Genomic DNA, 16,515 nt, shown 5'->3' with positions numbered 1-16,515 from the left:
GACGACCACCGCCGCAGGGGAGGACACCGCATGGCACTTCAGCGATTCCATGAGCAGTTCGGCCAGATCCAGCGATCGATGCCGCACGTCCCCCTGGCGATGGGACCTGACGACTCCGCCGAGTTCGTCTACGAGAAGGGCGTCGTCCTCGCCCGCGACGGCGAGGAGGCCCGGGCCGTCGAGGACACCGTACGGGCCCACTTCACCGCCGCCCCCGACCTGGTGCCCGACCATGTCCGCCGGGCCGGCCCGGAGACCAGCCGCAGCGGCATCACCCGCATCCAGGTCGGCGACCCCGCGCACGGCGACCACACCGGCGACCGCGCGGTCGCCCACGCCCTGCGCGCCCTGCGGGAGGCCGAGGGACGCCGCGGGCACCGGCTGGTCAGCCGCAACCACGTGGTGTCCATCGCCGTCAACGCCTGCCCGGGCGACGAACCCGTGCCCGCCCCGCGCACCGGGCCGCCGAACCCGGCGGCCGCCGAGGTCCCGTACGACCCGGACACCGCCGTCGGCGTCCTGGTCGTCGACACCGGGCTCATGCACGACTACCGCTCCTACCCGCCGCTGGCCCGCACCGAGGGCGACGGCCAGGCCCGGGAGACGGACGAGGCCGGCGTCCTCCAGCAGTACGTGGGCCACGGCACGTTCATCGCCGGGCTGGTCGCCGCCGTCGCCCCCAACACCGACGTCACCGTGCGCGGCACGCTCAACGACGCGGGCGCCGTACTGGAGTCGGAGTTCGGCGCCAAGCTGTTCGAGGCCGTCGACCGCGACGGCTGGCCCGACATCATCAGCCTCTCCGCGGGCACCGCCAACGGCCGCACCGACGGCCTCCTCGGCCTGGACGCGTTCCTGCGCGAACTGCTCGACCACCCCACCCTCCTGGTCGCCGCCGCCGGCAACAACGCCAGCGCCGCCCCGTTCTGGCCGGCCGCCTACGCGGCGCTGCCCGAGTTCCAGGACGCCGTGCTGTCGGTCGGCGCGCTGCGCGGCGACGGCGAGTACGGCGCCTGCTTCAGCAACCACGGCCCCTGGGTGCGGGTCTACGCCCCCGGCGAGCGCCTCACCAGCGCCCTGACCGGCTTCGACGCACCGGTGCCGTACATCTACCAGCACTCCACCTACGACACCTGCCGGTACGGCTTCACCTACGCCTGCACCTGCCGCCACCCGCGCCACACCGGCGTGCTGAGCGAGGCCCGGCAGAGCACCTCGGGCAAGCCGGACCAGGTGATGTTCGACGGGTTCGCGCAGTGGAGCGGCACCTCGTTCGCCACCCCGGTCGCCGCCGCGCTGGTGGCGGCCCACATGACGGCGCACAAGGAGCGTGATCCCCGCCTGGCACGCACCCAGCTCCTCGACGGCACCCCGGAGTACGCGGAGGTGCGCGGGGCGCACGTACCGGCGCTGCGGCCGCCCACATGGCGCCCGGTGCCCCTCGATCGGCCGGCGGCGTCGGCATGACGTCGGGTTGCGTCCCCTCCACGGCGTACGATGACGTGCCGTACACGAGGGGTGGGACCGTGGACCGAGCAGAGGTCGGGGCGCTGGTCCGGGCCGCCGTCGACGGTGACGCGGCGGCCTGGAAGGCGCTGGTGGAAGGGCTGAGTCCGCTGGTGTGGTCCGTCGTACGGGCGCACCGGCTCTCCGACGCCGACGGGCACGAGGTGTACCAGACCGTCTGGTTCCGCTTCGCCCAGCACCTCGGCCGCATCCGCGAGCCCGAGAAGGCCGGGTCCTGGCTGGCCAGCACCGCCCGCCACGAGTGCCTGAAGGTGATCAAGGGGCTGATGCGGCTGATGCCGACGGACGATCCGCAGCTCCTGGACCGGGCCAGCGACGACCGTACGCCCGAGCAGTCGCTGATCGACTCGGAGGAGGCGGCGGCCCAGGCCGAGCGGGTGCGCCGGCTGTGGCAGGAGTTCGAGGCACTCGGCGACCGCTGCCGGCAGCTGCTGCGCGTCCTGATGGCGTCGCCCCCGCCCAGTTATGCGGAGATCTCCGCCGCGCTCGGTATCGCGGTGGGCAGCATCGGACCCCTGCGCCAGCGCTGTCTGCGCCGGCTGCGGGCCCGGATGGACACCCGGGGGGCGGTGTGAGCGGCATGCACGAGAACCCGCACGGCGACGGGATGCCCGACGACGAAAGGCCCGGTGACGCGATGCCCGGCCACGCGATGCCCGACGGCGCGGCGGACGGGTTCGGGGACGCCCTGCTGGAGGAGGAACTGCGGCAGGCGGCCGCCGTCCTGGACCCGGTCCCCGCCGAGCTGCGCCAACTCGCCCTGGCCGCCTACGCCTTGCACGACCTGGAGGCCCAGGTGGCCGAGCTGGCCTTCGACTCGCTGGTCGACGCGCTGCCGGTGCGCGGGGTGACGGACGCGCCGCGGATGCTCACCTTCCGCACGGACGGGCTGACGGTCGACGTCGAGGTCACCGGGGAGGGGCTGATGGGCCAGGTGCTGCCGCCGCAGCCGGCCCGGATCGAGCTGCTCGGCGGCCCGCGGACGGCCGACCCGGTCACCGTCGACGCCCTGGGCCGCTTCACCAGCGACACCCCGCCCGCCGGTCCCTTCGCGCTCCGGCTGCGCACCGGCGGGGACGTGATCGTCACGGAGTGGCTGCGGGCCTGACGGCCGGGCCCGGCCGCCGGGCGGCCGTCAGCGGGGGACGGCGTCGACCAGGGCGGCCAGCGCCGCCGCGAGCCGGGACAGCGCCGGCCCGGCGGGTCCGCCCGGCTCGGTGAGGTAGGTGTCCCGGCGGATCTCCACCATCAACGCGGTGACCCGCGGGTCGCCCCCGTAGAACTCCAGCGGCACGTAGGCGCCGCTGAACGGGCTGTCCAGCCCGGTCCCGCCGCACTCCGCGAAGGCCGTCCGGGCCGCCTCCACCAGCTGCGGCGGGGTGTGGAAGGCGTCGGTGCCCAGGCACACCGGCGGCCGCGGGCCCGTGCCGTGCAGCTCGTAGGGCAGCGGCGCGCTGGGGTAGGAGTGCACGTCGATCACGACGGCCCGCCCGGTCGCGGCCAGCCGGCCGGCCACCGCCTCGGTCATCGCCCGGGCGTACGGCCGGTAGTACCGCGCCAGCAGCGGCTCCGGGTCGGTGCCGGCGGGCCGCAGCGGCGCCCGGTGCGTGGTGCGGGTGTACACCGCGCCCATCCCGGCGCGGACCATCTCCTCCCGCTCGTCCGGGAACCGCTCCGGGTCGACGACCAGCCGGGACAGCCGGTTCACGAACCGCCAGGGCGTCAGCGCGGCCAGCCCGGCCGCCGCACCGGCCAGCTCCGCCGTGTGCGCGTCGGTGATGTGGTCCAGCTCCCGCTCCAGCGCCGCGTCGTCCAGCAGGATGCCCGCCCGCACGGCCGCCGGTATCTCCCGTGCCCCGTGCGGCACGTGCAGGATCACGGGCGAGTCGCCGGCACCGGGCAGCAACTCGAACGAGGGCGCGGGACGGGACACGGGCGGCTCCGGGGGGCGTCGTCGGCGGGGGAGGGAGAACGGACCGGGTGAGCGGGTCACGGCGGGTACGGCGCCGCCCCGGCCGGGCTGTGCCGACCGGGGCGGATCACTCACGGGAACGGGAACGGCCCTGCGGGCCCCCGCGTCAGCCGATGGAGGCGAGCGCCTCGTTCCAGGTGGCCGACGGGCGCATGACCGCGTCCGCCTTGGCCTTGTCGACCTGGTAATAGCCGCCGATGTCGACCGGGGAGCCCTGCACCGCGTTCAGCTCCTCGACGATCGTGCCCTCGGCGGCCGCGAGGGTCTCGGCGAACGCCGCGAACGCCTTGGCGAGGTCGGCGTCGTCGGTCTGCCGGGCCAGCTCCTGCGCCCAGTACAGGGACAGGTAGAAGTGGCTGCCGCGGTTGTCGATGCCGCCCACGCGACGGGTCGGCGACTTGTCCTCCTCGAGGAAGGTCGCCGTGGCGCGGTCGAGGGTGTCGGCGAGGACCTTGGCACGGGTGTTGCCGGTGGCCTCGGCGTACTGCTCGAAGGACGGCACCAGGGCGAAGAACTCGCCCAGGGAGTCCCAGCGCAGGTAGTTCTCCTTGACCAGCTGCTGCACGTGCTTCGGGGCCGAGCCGCCGGCGCCCGTCTCGAACAGGCCGCCGCCGGCCATCAGCGGGACGACCGACAGCATCTTGGCGCTGGTGCCCAGCTCCAGGATGGGGAAGAGGTCGGTGAGGTAGTCGCGCAGCACGTTGCCGGTGACCGAGATGGTGTTCTCACCGCGGCGGATGCGCTCCACCGACAGCTTGGTGGCCTCGACCGGGTTGAGGATGCGGATGTCCAGGCCCTCGGTGTCGTGCTCGGGCAGGTACTGCCGGACCTTCTCGATCAGCTGCGCGTCGTGGGCGCGCTCCTCGTCCAGCCAGAACACCGCCGGGTCGCCGGTGGCGCGGGCGCGGGTGACGGCCAGCTTCACCCAGTCCCGGATCGGCGCGTCCTTGGTCTGGCAGGCGCGGAAGATGTCGCCCTGGGCGACCGGCTGCTCGATGACGACGTTGCCGGATCCGTCGACCAGGCGGACCGTGCCGGCGGCCGGGATCTCGAAGGTCTTGTCGTGGGAGCCGTACTCCTCGGCCTTCTGCGCCATCAGGCCGACGTTCGGCACCGAGCCCATGGTGGCGGGGTCGTAGGCGCCGTTGGCCCGGCAGTCCTCGATGACGGCCTGGTAGACACCGGCGTAGGAGGAGTCCGGGATGACGGCGAGGGCGTCCTGCTCCTGGCCGTCCGGGCCCCACATGTGGCCGGAGGTGCGGATCATGGCCGGCATGGAGGCGTCGATGATGACGTCCGACGGCACGTGCAGGTTGGTGATGCCCTTGTCGGAGTCGACCATGGCGAGGGCCGGGCCCTCGGCCAGCTCGGCGTCGAAGGAGGCCTTGATCTCGGCGCCCTCCGGGAGCTTGTCCAGGCCCTTGAGGATGCCGCCGAGACCGTCGTTCGGGGTGAGGCCGGCCGAGGCGAGGGTCCGGCCGTACTTGGCGAAGGTCTGGGGGAAGAACGTGCGCACGACGTGGCCGAAGATGATCGGGTCGGAGACCTTCATCATCGTGGCCTTCAGGTGCACCGAGAAGAGGATGCCCTCCTCCTTGGCGCGGGCGACCTGCGCGGCGAGGAACTCGTTCAGCGCGGCCACGTGCAGCACGGAGGCGTCGACGACCTCGCCCTCGGTGACCGGTACGGACTCGCGCAGCACGGTGGTGGCGCCGTCCTCGGCGACCAGCTCGATCCGCAGGGCGCCGGCCTCGGGGATCACCACGGACTTCTCGGTGGAGCGGAAGTCGTTCTCGCCCATGGTGGCCACGTTCGTGCGGGACTCGCCGGTCCAGGCGCCCATGCGGTGCGGGTGGGCCTTGGCGTAGTTCTTCACCGAGGCCGGGGCGCGGCGGTCGGAGTTGCCCTCGCGCAGGACCGGGTTGACGGCGGAGCCCTTGACCTTGTCGTAGCGGGCGCGGATGTCGCGCTCCTCGTCGGTCCTGGGGTCGTCGGGGTAGTCCGGCAGGGCGTAGCCCTTGGCCTGCAGCTCCGCGACGGCGGCCTTGAGCTGCGGGATCGACGCCGAGATGTTCGGCAGCTTGATGATGTTGGCCTCGGGCGTCTTGGCCAGCTCACCCAGCTCGGACAGGGCGTCCGGGATGCGCTGCGCCTCGTCCAGGTACTCCGGGAAGACGGCGATGATGCGCCCTGCCAGCGAGATGTCGCGGGTGTCCACGGCGACACCGGCCTGCGAGGCGTACGCCTGCACCACCGGCAGGAACGAATGCGTCGCCAGGGCCGGGGCCTCGTCTGTGTAGGTGTAGATGATGGTCGAGTCAGTCACCGGGTGCTCCGCTCCACGTCTGCAACATTGCTCGACATCAAGATATCTCGTGACGGACCCCGGTTCGACAGGGGTCCGCGTCACGGGCGGGTCCGCCGGCCCGGAAGGACCGCCTCCTCTTCCTCCGGGCGCCGATCGCGGTCCTTGTGCAACCGGACGGCGAATCTAGTGGTCATGACAAGTGATCGTTCACCGAACCGCGGCCGGACCTGACCACCCGGCCGTCCGAGCGAAAGCTGACCATGAGATATCGCAGCAGAGTGACGGCCCCGGCGGCCGCGCTGATCGGCACGGCCGCCGCGCTGGCGGCCGGCACCCCCGCCCAGGCCCGGCCCGCCGGCGCGGGGGCGGCCGCGTCCGGAGCGGCACGGCGCACCCCGGCCCCTCGCACGGCGGCCCCCGGCCCGGAGACCCTCGGCGACCCCGTCTTCCCCGGCCTGGGCAACGACGGCTACCGGGTCTGCGCCTACCACCTCGACCTCGCCTACGACGCCACGACCCGGCGGGTCGACGCGACCGCCACCCTGAAGATCCGCACCACCCGCGCCCTGAGCCGCTTCTCGCTCGACGCCCTCGGGCTGGACGTGCGCTCCATACGCGTCGGCGGCCGCGCCGCGGCCTTCGAGCAGGCGGGCGAGAAGCTGCGGATCACCCCGGCCAAGGCACCGGCGGCGGACACGACCCTCTCCGTCCGCGTCGAGTACTCCGCCGACCCGCGCGCCACCCTCGCGCACACCGCCTGGGTGCCCACCCCGGACGGCTTCGCGATCTGCCCGCAGCCCGACTCCGCGCACACCGTCTTCCCGTGCAACGACCACCCGTCGGACAAGGCGGACTTCAGCTTCCGGATCACGGTGCCCGACGGGCTGCGCGCGGTGGCGAACGGCCTGCCGACCGGCACCGAGGCGCTGGACGGGGGCCGGACGGCGTACTCGTACCGGTCGGCCTCCCCGATGGCCACCGAGCTGGTCCAGATCACCGTCGGCGACTACGTCGTCAAGGACCGGCAGGGCCCGCACGGGCTGCCGCTGCGCGACGTCGTGCCCACCGCCCGGGCCGCCGCGCTGGAACCGGCGCTCGCGCTCACCCCCGGCCTGGTGACCTGGCTCGAGGACCGCCTGGGCGCCTACCCCTTCGAGACGTACGGCCTGCTGCCGTGCAACTCGGACGACCCGAAGGCCTTCGACTTCACCGGCCTGGAGACGCAGACCCTCACCCTGTACAAGCCGAACTTCCTGCTCCAGGAGGAGAAGAAGATCGGCTCGCACATGATGCACGAGCTGGTCCACTCCTGGTTCGGCAACCTCGTCTCCCCCGCCACCTGGGCCGACCTGTGGCTGAACGAGGGCCACGCCGACTTCTACGGGCTGCTGTACCGCTACGAGCGGGGCTGGACCGACTCCCTGGGCCTGAGCACCATGGAGGCCCGGATGAAGGACACCTACGCCCGCGGCGACCAGTGGCGCCACGACTCCGGCCCGGTCGCCGCCCCCGACGCCGCCAACCTCTTCGACAGCCAGCGCTACCTGGGCGGCGTCCTGGTGCTGTACGCGCTGCGGGAACTGGTCGGCGAGCAGGTCTTCACCGCCGTCGAGCGCACGTTCCTGGAGCGCTTCCGTGACGCGGCGGCGTCCACGGCCGACTACATCGCCGTGGCCTCGGAGGTCTCCGGCCAGGACCTGTCCGGATTCCTCACCGACTGGCTGTACGGCACGAAGACACCGCGCATGCCGGGCCACCCGGACTGGACGGTCACCCCGGTCGCGTCGTCCTTCGCGGCGCCGCACAGCCGGCGCGGCGGGCACTGGCACGACAACTCGGCCACGCTCTGAGTCAGCGGTGGCGGGCGGGGCCCGGACCGGCGCCGCCCGCCACCTCGCGCTCGATCCAGCGGCAGATCACGTCGGCCACGTAGGCCCGCTCGCCGCGGCTCAGCTCCCGGCCCTCGGGGATGCCGTGGCAGCGCCGCAGGCAGCGGCGGCAGCAGGTGGCGGTCGCGTGCTGGGCGACGAACACCGGGTGGCCCCGGTACGGGGTCTGCCTGCCGTCGTTGCGCGGCGCGGCCGGGGCCAGCCGCGCCGCGATCAGGTCGCGGGCGTGCCACCGCAGCGTCGCGGGGCCGTGCAGCTCGGCGGTGACCCGTTCCGGGCCCCGCAGCCGGAACCGCGCCCGGAACGGCACGCGCGCCAGCGCGTCGAGCCGCTCGTCGAGCGTCCGGCCCGGCGGTCCGGGGATCTCGGGTGATTCGGGGTGACGGGTCATCGCCGTTCCGAGCATACGACCCCGCGCCCCGCGCCCCGCCTGGCCCGGCCCCGCGCTACTCCGCCTGCGGCCCCGCGGCCGTCCGCCGCCCGCCGCGCTGCTGCGGGATCACCACGGACTCCACGGACTCCCCGGACTCCGTTGGCTCCGCGTGCAGGGTCACCGTCCGGGTGGGCGCCGGGATGCTGATGCCCTCCGCGCGGTAGCGGCGGTGCAGGCGCTTGATGAACTCGTGCTTGATCCGGTACTGGTCGCTGAACTCGCCGACGCCCAGGATGACCGTGAAGCCGATGCGGGAGTCGCCGAAGGTGTGGAAGCGGACGGCCGGCTCGTGGTCCGGCACGGCACCGGTGATCTCGGTCATCACCTCCGCCACCACCTCCGCCGTCACCCGCTCGACGTGGTCCAGGTCGCTGTCGTAGCCCACCCCCGCCTGCACCAGGACGGTCAGCTGCTGCTCGGGGCGGGTGTAGTTGGTCATGTTCGACTTGGCGAGCTGCCCGTTGGGCACGACCACCAGGTTGTTGGACAGCTGCCGCACGGTCGTCTGGCGCCAGTTGATGTCCACCACGTACCCCTCCTCGCCGCTGCTCAGCCGGATGTAGTCGCCCGGCTGGACGGTCTTGGAGGCGAGGATGTGGATGCCCGCGAAGAGGTTGGCGAGAGTGTCCTGGAGGGCCAGCGCCACGGCCAGACCGCCCACGCCGAGGGCGGTGAGCAGCGGCGCTATCGAGATGCCCAGCGTCTGCAGGACGACCAGGAAGCCGATGGCCAGGACCAGCACCCGGGTGATGTTCACGAAGATCGTCGCCGAGCCCGCCACGCCGGAGCGGGACTGGGTGACCGACTGCACCAGACCGGCGATCACCCGGGCCGCGGACAGCGTCACCACGAAGATCAGCAGGACCTGGAGGCTCTGGTCGGTGTGGTGCCGGACCGTCCCGGTCAGCGGCAGCACCGCGGCGCCCGCCGCCACGCCGCCCGAGATCGCCGCCCACGGCACCACGCCGCGCAGCGCGTCCACCACGACGTCGTCGCCGCCCCAGCGGGTCCGCTTGGCGTGCTTGGCCAGCCAGCGCAGCAGGGTGCGGGACAGGAAGGCCAGCAACAGGCCCGCGCCCAGGGCGATTCCGGCCAGCACGAGGTCGTCCAGGGTGAGCGCCCGGTTCACCGGTCACCTCCGGGGCGGGGTGCTGCGGCCGGCCGGGCCGCGGTCGCACCGGTATGAGGACTCGTCACGTTGTCACCTGCTCGTCTGCGGGATGTGCCACGCGCGCCGGCCCGGTACGGGACCGTGACCGGCGCGAGCGTTCATCCTGCCGTATCCGGAACGGGAGTTCGCAATCCGGAGCGGCGGCGCGGGAGCGGGGTTCAGACGATGCCCTCCGCCAGTTCGGCCTGGTCCCGGTCGCTGCCGTAGGCGGCGGTGGTCGGGGTGCCGTACGAACGGCGGGCGACGTACCACCACACGCTGGCCAGGACGAGGACGACGGCGAGGGCCACGACCGCGTAGTTCATCGTGTCCGCGGTGACCGGCGAGGACTGCGGCAGGCAGAACAGCACCGTCACACAGGCCACCCAGACCACCGCGATCCAGCCGATCGGCCTGCTCCACCGGCCCAGGCTCCACGGGCCCGGCCGGAACCGGTCACCGGCCCGCAGCCGCAGCAGCACGGGGATGGCGTAGGCGGGGGTGATGCCGATGACGTTGATCGCGGTGACCGCGCCGTAGGCGGTCGTCGAGTACAGGGACGGCAGGGCCAGCAGGCAGGCGACGACGACCGACAGCCACACGGCGGCCACCGGCGTCTGCGTGCGGCTGCTGACCGTGCGCCACAGGTGCGAGCCGGGCAGCGCCCCGTCCCGGCTGAACGCGAACACCATGCGGCTGGCCGCGGCGACCTCGGCGTTGCCGCAGAACAGCTGGGCGACGATCACCACGAGCAGCAGGGCGCTCGCCCCGTCGGTGCCCAGTCCGTCCAGCAGGATCTGCGCGGGCGGCACTCCGGTGGCGCTGGTGCGGGTGGCGTCGTAGTCCTGGATGGCGAAGGTCAGGCCGGCCAGCAGCACGAACCCGGCCAGCCACGACACCCAGATGGAGCGCACGATGCCGCGGGCCGCGGACACCGAGGCGTTGGAGGTCTCCTCGGACAGGTGGGCGGAGGCGTCGTAGCCGGAGAAGGTGTACTGGGCGAGCAGCAGACCGATCGCCGCCACGTACACCGGGTTGTGCCAGCCGGTGTCATTGACGAACGTGGTGAACACGAACGACGGCGACTGGTGGTGGTCCGGGACGACGGCCAGGGCGCCCACGATGAGGGCGACGCCGGCCAGGTGCCACCACACGCTGACCGAGTTGAGCACGCTGACCAGGCGGACGCCGAAGAGGTTCAGCACGGCGTGCAGCAGCAGGATCGCCATGAAGATCAGCATCGTCCTGCCGGGCGTGGGCGTGAAGCCCCACCGGAGATTGGCGAACGCCCCGGTGAACAGGGCGGCGCCGTAGTCGATGCCGGCTATGGCACCGAGCAGGCCGAGCAGGTTGAGCCAGCCGGTGTACCAGCCCCAGCGGCGGCCGCCGAGCCGGTCGGCCATGTAGTACAGGGCGCCGGACGTCGGGTAGGCGCTGGTGACCTCGGCGAGCGCGAGACCGACGCACAGCACGAACAGGCCCACGCCGGCCCAGCCCCACAGCATCACGGCGGGTCCGCCGGTGCCGAGGCCGAAGCCGTACAGGGTCATGCAGCCGGACAGGATCGAGATGACCGAGAAGCTGATCGCGAAGTTGCCGAAGCCGCCCATGCGCCGGGCCAGCACGGGGCGGTAGCCGAGTTCGCGCAGGCGCTGTTCCTCGTCGTGCGGGGGCACGACGGGCGAACCGGGGGAGAGCGCTGGGTCGGGGGTGGGGGACATGCGTGAGCCTCCGGGGAGTTGGGCGGAGCCGGACCGGACGGGGGTGGGGCGTGCGGGGCGTGACTACGGCCTGCGGGGCGCGCGTATGACGTGCGGGACGTGCGGGACGTGCGTATGGCGTGCGGGCGGGTCAGGGGTGGGCCGGGGGCCCGGCCGCCGCCCGGCAGCGGTCCCGCGCGCGCAGGAAGACCTCCACGGCGCGGGTCCGGTCCGGGGTGCGGTACATCCAGGGCAGGGGTGTGCAGTAGGGGCCGATCGCGTCGAACACCCGGGCGGCGTCCGGGAAGCGGAGGGCGCCCCACAGGGCGTGCGCCAGGTGGTTGAGGTCGAGCGTGGAGCGGTCGGCCGGGCGCGAGGGCTCGAACCAGGCGCCCAGCGCGCGCTCCGCCTCCCGGGTCGCGTCCTCCGCCACCCAGTGCAGGTCGAGCGCCGCGTCGTGGCCGCCGGCCCGGTGGTAGCGCTCCACCCGGACGTACAGCGGCAGCAGGTGCAGCGCGGAGCCGGGCGGCGCGGCCGCGGCGGCCCACTGGGCGTACCGGGCCGCCTCCGCGAGCCGGCCCGAGGAGCTTCGCGCGTAGAGGAACTGCAGCATGCGGTGATGCGCTTCACGGTTGTGCGGGTCACGCGCGGCGGCCTCGGCCAGCAGCCCCCAGGGTCCGGGCGGCAGCGTCGGCTCCGGGGCCGGCGCCCGGTGCTCCGCCCAGGACTGCTCCGCGTCGAGCTGGGCCAGCGCCAGCAGGCACACCCAGGGCACCGGGTCCCGCGGTGCGGTCCGGGTGGCCGCGTCGGCGACGTCCCACGCCTCGATCCACCACTCGTGCCCCCGGCGGTGCCGCTCGCGGTGCGCGCGCAGCGCCCGCTCCACGGCGACCCGGGCGTTCATCACCGCGCCCGGCACGCTGTGGGGCTCCTCCGCCAGCCAGGCGCGCACGACGTCGGTACCGGCGGCCGCGGCCGCGAGGACCTGGGTGCGCCGGGTCCACAGCGGCCAGCCCGAGGTGTCCTGGAGCAGCTCCCGCATGGCCATCCAGCGCCCGGTGCGCAGGTCCTGCAGGGCGGTGCGCAGGGCGGAGTCGTGACCGGCGGGGTCGTAGGCGGGACGTGCTCCTTCTTTGGCCATCAGCCGTCCGTTCCGGTCCGCGGACGGACCGGCAGGGCGGTGGGGCGGAGTAACAACAGCGCTCCCGGGGGCGGCGGTTGAGGAGATCGACTTGGTCGGCGGAAACTATAGACGCCCGGCCCGTGCCGCGCCGACCGTACGCCCCGGTAGTGAACTGCCCTCACACATATGCCCAGTTCGCGTTTCGGTGACTGTCGGTGAGGTGTTCTTGACGCGGGGCGGCGCACGGCGGCAGGCTGTCGCCCGCCCGCGATCTTGCGGGGCGCGCGCCGAGGGTGGGGGAGAGTGCGATGACCGGGCCGGTGCTCGCCGTCGACCAGGGCACGTCCGGCACCAAGGCCCTGGTGGTCTGCCCCGAACGCGGCGTCATCGGCACCGGTTTCGCCGCCGTACGGCCCCGCTACCGGCCCGGCGGCCTGGTCGAGGCCGACCCCGGCGAGCTGTACGCCTCCGTCCTCGACGCCGGGCGCCGCGCCCTCGCCGAGGCGGGCGAGCCGGTCACGGCCATGGGCCTGGCCAACCAGGGCGAGACCGTCCTGGCCTGGGACCCGGGCACCGGCCGCCCGCTGACCGACGCCCTCGTCTGGCAGGACCGGCGCGCCGGCTCCGTCTGCGCCGAGCTGGCCGGCCACGCCGAGGAGCTGCGGCAGCTGACCGGGCTGCCCCTCGACCCCTACTTCGCCGCGCCCAAGATGGCCTGGATCCGGCGCCACCTGACCCGCGAGGGCATGGTCACCACCTCCGACGCCTGGCTGGTGCACCGCCTCACCGGTGCCTGCGTCACCGACGCCGCGACCGCGGGCCGCACCCAGCTCCTCGACCTCGACCGCGCCGCGTGGTCACCGCGCGCCCTCGAGCTGTACGGCCTGTCGGACGAACGCCTGCCCGCCGTCGTGGACGCCGCCGGACCGGTCGGCAGCACCCGCGCCTTCGGACCGGAGATTCCGCTCACCGGACTCGTCACCGACCAGCAGGCCGCCCTGCTGGCCCAGCGCGTCACCGCGCCCGGCGCCGCCAAGTGCACCTACGGCACCGGCGCGTTCCTGCTCGCGCACACCGGCGACACCCCCCGGCGCGGCACCTCGGGCCTGGTCAGCTGCGTGGCCTGGCGGCTCGCCGGACGCACCGCCTACTGCCTCGACGGACAGGTCTACACGGCCGCCTCCGCCGTGCGCTGGCTCACCGACCTCGGCGTCCTGTCCTCGGCCGCCGACCTCGACCCCGTCGGCGGCACCGTGCCCGACAGCGGCGGCGTCACCTTCGTCCCCGCCCTCGCCGGGCTCGCCGCCCCCTGGTGGCGCGGCGACGTGCGCGGCTCCCTCACCGGGCTGGGCCTCGACACCACCCCCGGGCACCTGGTGCGGGCCCTGTGCGAGGGCCTCGCCGCCCAGGTCGTGTGCCTCGCCGAGGCCGCCGCCGACGACCTCGGCGCCCCCCTGGAGACGCTGCGCGTCGACGGCGGCCTGACCCGCTCGGCGCTGCTCATGCAGACCCAGGCCGACCTGCTGCAACGCCCCGTCGAGGTGTCCGCTCTGCCCGACGCCACCGCGCTCGGCGCCGCCGCGCTGGCCCGGCTCGGCGCAACTCCCGGCCTGCGCGTGGAGGACGCCCTGCCCGACTGGAAGCCCGCCGCCGTGTACGAGCCGCGCATCCCCGACGACGCGGCCGCCGGACGCCTCGCCGCCTTCCGCGCCGCCGTCGCCGCCCTGCCCGGCTCATGACGGTCACCGCCGAGGGCCCGCTGCCGCCGCGGCCGTACGACGTCGCGGTCGTCGGCGCCGGCGTCGTCGGCTGCGCCGTCGCCCGCGAACTCACCCGCCGGCCCCGCCTGCGCGTCGCCCTCGTCGAGGCCCAGGACGACGTCGGCCAGGGCACCTCCAAGGCCAACACGGCGATCCTGCACACCGGTTTCGACGCGACCCCGGGCACCCTGGAGGCCCGCCTGGTCCGCGAGGGCGCGCGCCGGCTCGCCGCGTACGCCGCCGAGTCCGGCATCCCCGTGGAACGCGTCGGCGCCCTGCTCGTCGCCTGGGACGCCGACCAGCTCGCCGCCCTGCCCCGGCTGGCGGAGAAGGCCGCCCGCAACGACTGCCCGGACACCCGGCTGCTCGACCCGGACGAGCTGTACGCCCGCGAGCCCCACCTCGGTCCCGGCGCGCTCGGCGCCCTGCACGTGCCCGGCGAGAGCGTCATCTGCCCCTGGACCACGACCCTGGCGTACGCCACCCAGGCGGTCCGCGCGGGCGCCGACCTGCACCTGAACGCGCCCGTGCGGCGGGTGGAGCGGGACGGCGCCGGCCACCGGCTGGACACCGGCCGGGGCACCCTGCGCGCCCGCCGGCTCGTCAACGCGGCCGGACTGCACGCCGACACCCTCGACCGGCAGCTCGGCCGCACCGACTTCACCGTCACCCCGCGCCGCGGCCAGCTCATCGTCCACGACCGGTTCGCCCGCCGCCTCCTGCGCCACATCCTGCTGCCCGTGCCCACCGCCCTCGGCAAGGGCGTCCTGGTCGCCCCCACCGTCCACGGCAACGTCCTGCTGGGACCCACCGCCGAGGACCTGGACGACAAACGCGACACCCGCTCCACCGCCGAAGGCCTCGCCCTGCTGCGGGAGAAGGGCCGCCGCATCCTGCCCGGCCTCGACGACGAGGAGGTCACCGCCGTCTACGCCGGGCTGCGCGCGGCCACCGGGCACGAGGACTACCGCATCACCGCCCATCCCGGACAGGCGTACGTCACCGTCGGCGGCATCCGCTCCACCGGCCTCACCGCGTCCATGGCCATCGCCGCCCACGTCGCGGACCTGCTCGCCGGCACCGGACTCGACCTCGGCCCGGTGCGCGAGCCGGACCCGGTCCGCATGCCCGACCTGGGGGCGGCCGCCCCACGCCCCTGCGAGCGGCCCGACGTCGTCGCCGCCGACCCGGAGTACGGCGTCCTCGTCTGCCACTGCGAACGCGTCTCCCGCGGCGAGATCCGCGACGCCCTCGCCGGCCCGCTGCCGCCGCGCACCCTGGAGGGCCTGCGCCGCCGCACCCGGGCCCGGGCGGGCCGCTGCCAGGGCTACCACTGCGGCGCGGCGGTCCGGGACCTGTTCGAGCGCGGACGGCCCGGGCAGGGTCAGCCGTGACGGCCGAGCGCCGGGTCGACGTGCTCGTGGTCGGGGCCGGGCCCGCCGGGCTCGCGGCCGCCGCGCGGCTCGCCGCGGCCGGTGCCGGCCGCGTCGAGGTGCTGGAACGGGAGCCGCGGGCCGGGGGAGTGCCGCGGTACTGCGCGCACGCCGGATTCGGCACCTGGACGCGCCCCCTGACCGGCCCCGCGTACGCCCGCCTGCTCAGCGAGGCCGCCGAGCGGGCGGGGGCGGTGCTCCGGACCGGCGTCACCGTCCTCGGCTGGACCGGCACCGGGCCCCTGGCCGCCGGGGCGGAGCCGGTGTGCACGGTGACCGGGCCCGGCGGGCCGCAGACCGTCCGGGCCCGGGCCGTCGTCCTCGCCACCGGCGCCCGCGAACGCCCCCGCTCCGCACGGCTGGTGCCCGGCACCCGGCCCGCCGGCGTCTGGACGACCGGCGAACTCCAGCAGGCCGTCCACCTGTTCGGGCAGCCCGTCGGCACCCGGGCGGTGGTGGTCGGCGCCGAGGACGTCTCCTACACGGCCGCCCGTACCCTCCGCGCGGCCGGGACGGACGTCGTCGCCCTCGTCACCGAGCACCCGCACGCCCAGACCACCCGGGCCCGCGCCTCGGGGGCCCGGCTGCATCGGGGCATCCCGCTCCTGACGGACACCACGGTCGCCGAACTCCTCGGCCACGGCACGCTGTCGGCGGTCCGGGTGCGCCACCGCGACGGCCGCTCGGCGCTGCTGCGCTGCGACACCGTCGTGTTCACCGGCGACTTCGTGCCCGAGCACGAACTCGCCCGGCAGGGCGGCCTCGCCCTCGACCCCGGCACCCGCGGCCCCGCCGTCGACGGCCGGCTGCGCACCTCGCGCCCCGGCGTCTTCGCCGCCGGCGGCCTCCTGCACGGCGGGGAGAGCGCCGCGACGGCCGTGCGCGAGGGCGCCCGGGCCGCCGGCGCCGTGACCGCCTTCCTGGCCGGTGCCGGCTGGCCCGGCCCCGGCGTCCCCGTCACCGTGGACCCGCCCCTGTCCCGGATCGTGCCCAACCGCGTCACCCCGGACGGCCGGCCCGGGCGGTTCCTGCTGCGCACCGCCACCGAGCTGACCCGCCCGGTGCTGTCGATCGTCCAGGACGGCCGCCTCCTGCACCGCGCCCGCCCCGGCCCCGGCACGCTCCCGCCCCACCGCTCCCTGACCCTCACCGCCCGCTGGAGCGACCGCGTCGACCCGTCGGGCGGTCCGGTCCGGGTGACGGCGCACTGAGCGGCCCGG

The 16,515-nt window shown here is 74.8% G+C and carries 13 protein-coding genes; 7 read left to right on the top strand and 6 right to left on the bottom strand.

The genetic code is table 11. The features are described 5' to 3' along the window. Positions 1 to 30 precede the first annotated feature (30 nt). The 3 genes from ACZ6CZ_RS21975 to ACZ6CZ_RS21965 all read left to right on the top strand — a co-directional run bounded on the left by ACZ6CZ_RS21975 (position 31) and on the right by ACZ6CZ_RS21965 (position 2,635). Complete coding sequence (locus ACZ6CZ_RS21975) at positions 31 to 1,467, top strand: S8/S53 family peptidase (protein WP_469023671.1); 1,437 nt, start codon at positions 31 to 33, stop codon at positions 1,465 to 1,467. Continuing rightward, a complete protein-coding gene (locus ACZ6CZ_RS21970) occupies positions 1,464 to 2,102 on the top strand; it encodes an RNA polymerase sigma factor (RefSeq protein ID WP_469023669.1) in 639 nt (212 codons plus the stop codon). The genes ACZ6CZ_RS21975 and ACZ6CZ_RS21970 overlap by 4 nt, the downstream gene beginning before the upstream one ends. Positions 2,103 to 2,164: 62 nt before the next feature. Continuing rightward, on the top strand, positions 2,165 to 2,635 hold the full coding sequence (locus ACZ6CZ_RS21965) for a hypothetical protein (protein WP_469024004.1): 471 nt from the start codon (positions 2,165 to 2,167) through the stop codon (positions 2,633 to 2,635). 27 nt (positions 2,636 to 2,662) lie between these two features. On the opposite strand, the gene ACZ6CZ_RS21960 is transcribed toward ACZ6CZ_RS21965, so the two are convergent. Beyond that, entirely contained in the window at positions 2,663 to 3,460 is a 798-nt protein-coding gene (locus ACZ6CZ_RS21960; RefSeq protein WP_469023666.1) for an N-formylglutamate amidohydrolase, read from the bottom strand. 145 nt (positions 3,461 to 3,605) lie between these two features. Then, complete coding sequence (locus ACZ6CZ_RS21955; protein ID WP_469023663.1) at positions 3,606 to 5,825, bottom strand: NADP-dependent isocitrate dehydrogenase; 2,220 nt, start codon at positions 5,823 to 5,825, stop codon at positions 3,606 to 3,608. A 242-nt stretch (positions 5,826 to 6,067) separates the two neighbouring features. Here ACZ6CZ_RS21955 and ACZ6CZ_RS21950 point away from each other — a divergent pair, with 242 nt between their 5' ends. Next, complete coding sequence (locus ACZ6CZ_RS21950; protein ID WP_469023660.1) at positions 6,068 to 7,657, top strand: M1 family metallopeptidase; 1,590 nt, start codon at positions 6,068 to 6,070, stop codon at positions 7,655 to 7,657. Position 7,658: 1 nt separating this feature from the next. Here the strand turns inward: ACZ6CZ_RS21950 and ACZ6CZ_RS21945 are convergent, their stop codons facing one another. The 4 genes from ACZ6CZ_RS21945 to ACZ6CZ_RS21930 all read right to left on the bottom strand — a co-directional run bounded on the left by ACZ6CZ_RS21945 (position 7,659) and on the right by ACZ6CZ_RS21930 (position 12,120). Continuing rightward, the gene (locus ACZ6CZ_RS21945) at positions 7,659 to 8,087 is read right to left on the bottom strand and encodes a DUF4186 family protein (RefSeq protein ID WP_469023657.1); all 429 of its coding nucleotides are present in this window, start codon (positions 8,085 to 8,087) and stop codon (positions 7,659 to 7,661) included. 55 nt (positions 8,088 to 8,142) lie between these two features. Beyond that, positions 8,143 to 9,258, bottom strand: coding sequence for a mechanosensitive ion channel family protein (locus ACZ6CZ_RS21940; RefSeq protein ID WP_469023655.1), 1,116 nt, complete (start codon positions 9,256 to 9,258; stop codon positions 8,143 to 8,145). A 200-nt stretch (positions 9,259 to 9,458) separates the two neighbouring features. Then, positions 9,459 to 11,000, bottom strand: coding sequence for an amino acid permease (locus tag ACZ6CZ_RS21935; RefSeq protein WP_469023652.1), 1,542 nt, complete (start codon positions 10,998 to 11,000; stop codon positions 9,459 to 9,461). 130 nt (positions 11,001 to 11,130) lie between these two features. Continuing rightward, the gene (locus ACZ6CZ_RS21930) at positions 11,131 to 12,120 is read right to left on the bottom strand and encodes a hypothetical protein (RefSeq protein WP_469023649.1); all 990 of its coding nucleotides are present in this window, start codon (positions 12,118 to 12,120) and stop codon (positions 11,131 to 11,133) included. Between the two features lie 290 nt (positions 12,121 to 12,410). On the opposite strand from ACZ6CZ_RS21930, the gene ACZ6CZ_RS21925 reads away from it, so the two are divergent. From ACZ6CZ_RS21925 to ACZ6CZ_RS21915, 3 genes are read left to right on the top strand one after another with little or no spacing between them, the layout of a single operon-like run. Then, the gene (locus ACZ6CZ_RS21925) at positions 12,411 to 13,841 is read left to right on the top strand and encodes an FGGY family carbohydrate kinase (RefSeq protein WP_469023646.1); all 1,431 of its coding nucleotides are present in this window, start codon (positions 12,411 to 12,413) and stop codon (positions 13,839 to 13,841) included. Continuing rightward, positions 13,838 to 15,256, top strand: coding sequence for an FAD-dependent oxidoreductase (locus ACZ6CZ_RS21920; RefSeq protein WP_469023644.1), 1,419 nt, complete (start codon positions 13,838 to 13,840; stop codon positions 15,254 to 15,256). The genes ACZ6CZ_RS21925 and ACZ6CZ_RS21920 overlap by 4 nt, the downstream gene beginning before the upstream one ends. Further along, on the top strand, positions 15,253 to 16,506 hold the full coding sequence (locus tag ACZ6CZ_RS21915) for an NAD(P)/FAD-dependent oxidoreductase (RefSeq protein ID WP_469023641.1): 1,254 nt from the start codon (positions 15,253 to 15,255) through the stop codon (positions 16,504 to 16,506). The genes ACZ6CZ_RS21920 and ACZ6CZ_RS21915 overlap by 4 nt, the downstream gene beginning before the upstream one ends. The last annotated feature ends 9 nt before the right edge of the window (positions 16,507 to 16,515 follow it).

The sequence above is a fragment of the Streptomyces sp. NPDC041135 genome (genome assembly GCF_055592085.1).
Note: the sequence above shows the minus strand (reverse complement) of the source record. Positions and strands in the feature narration are given on the sequence as shown.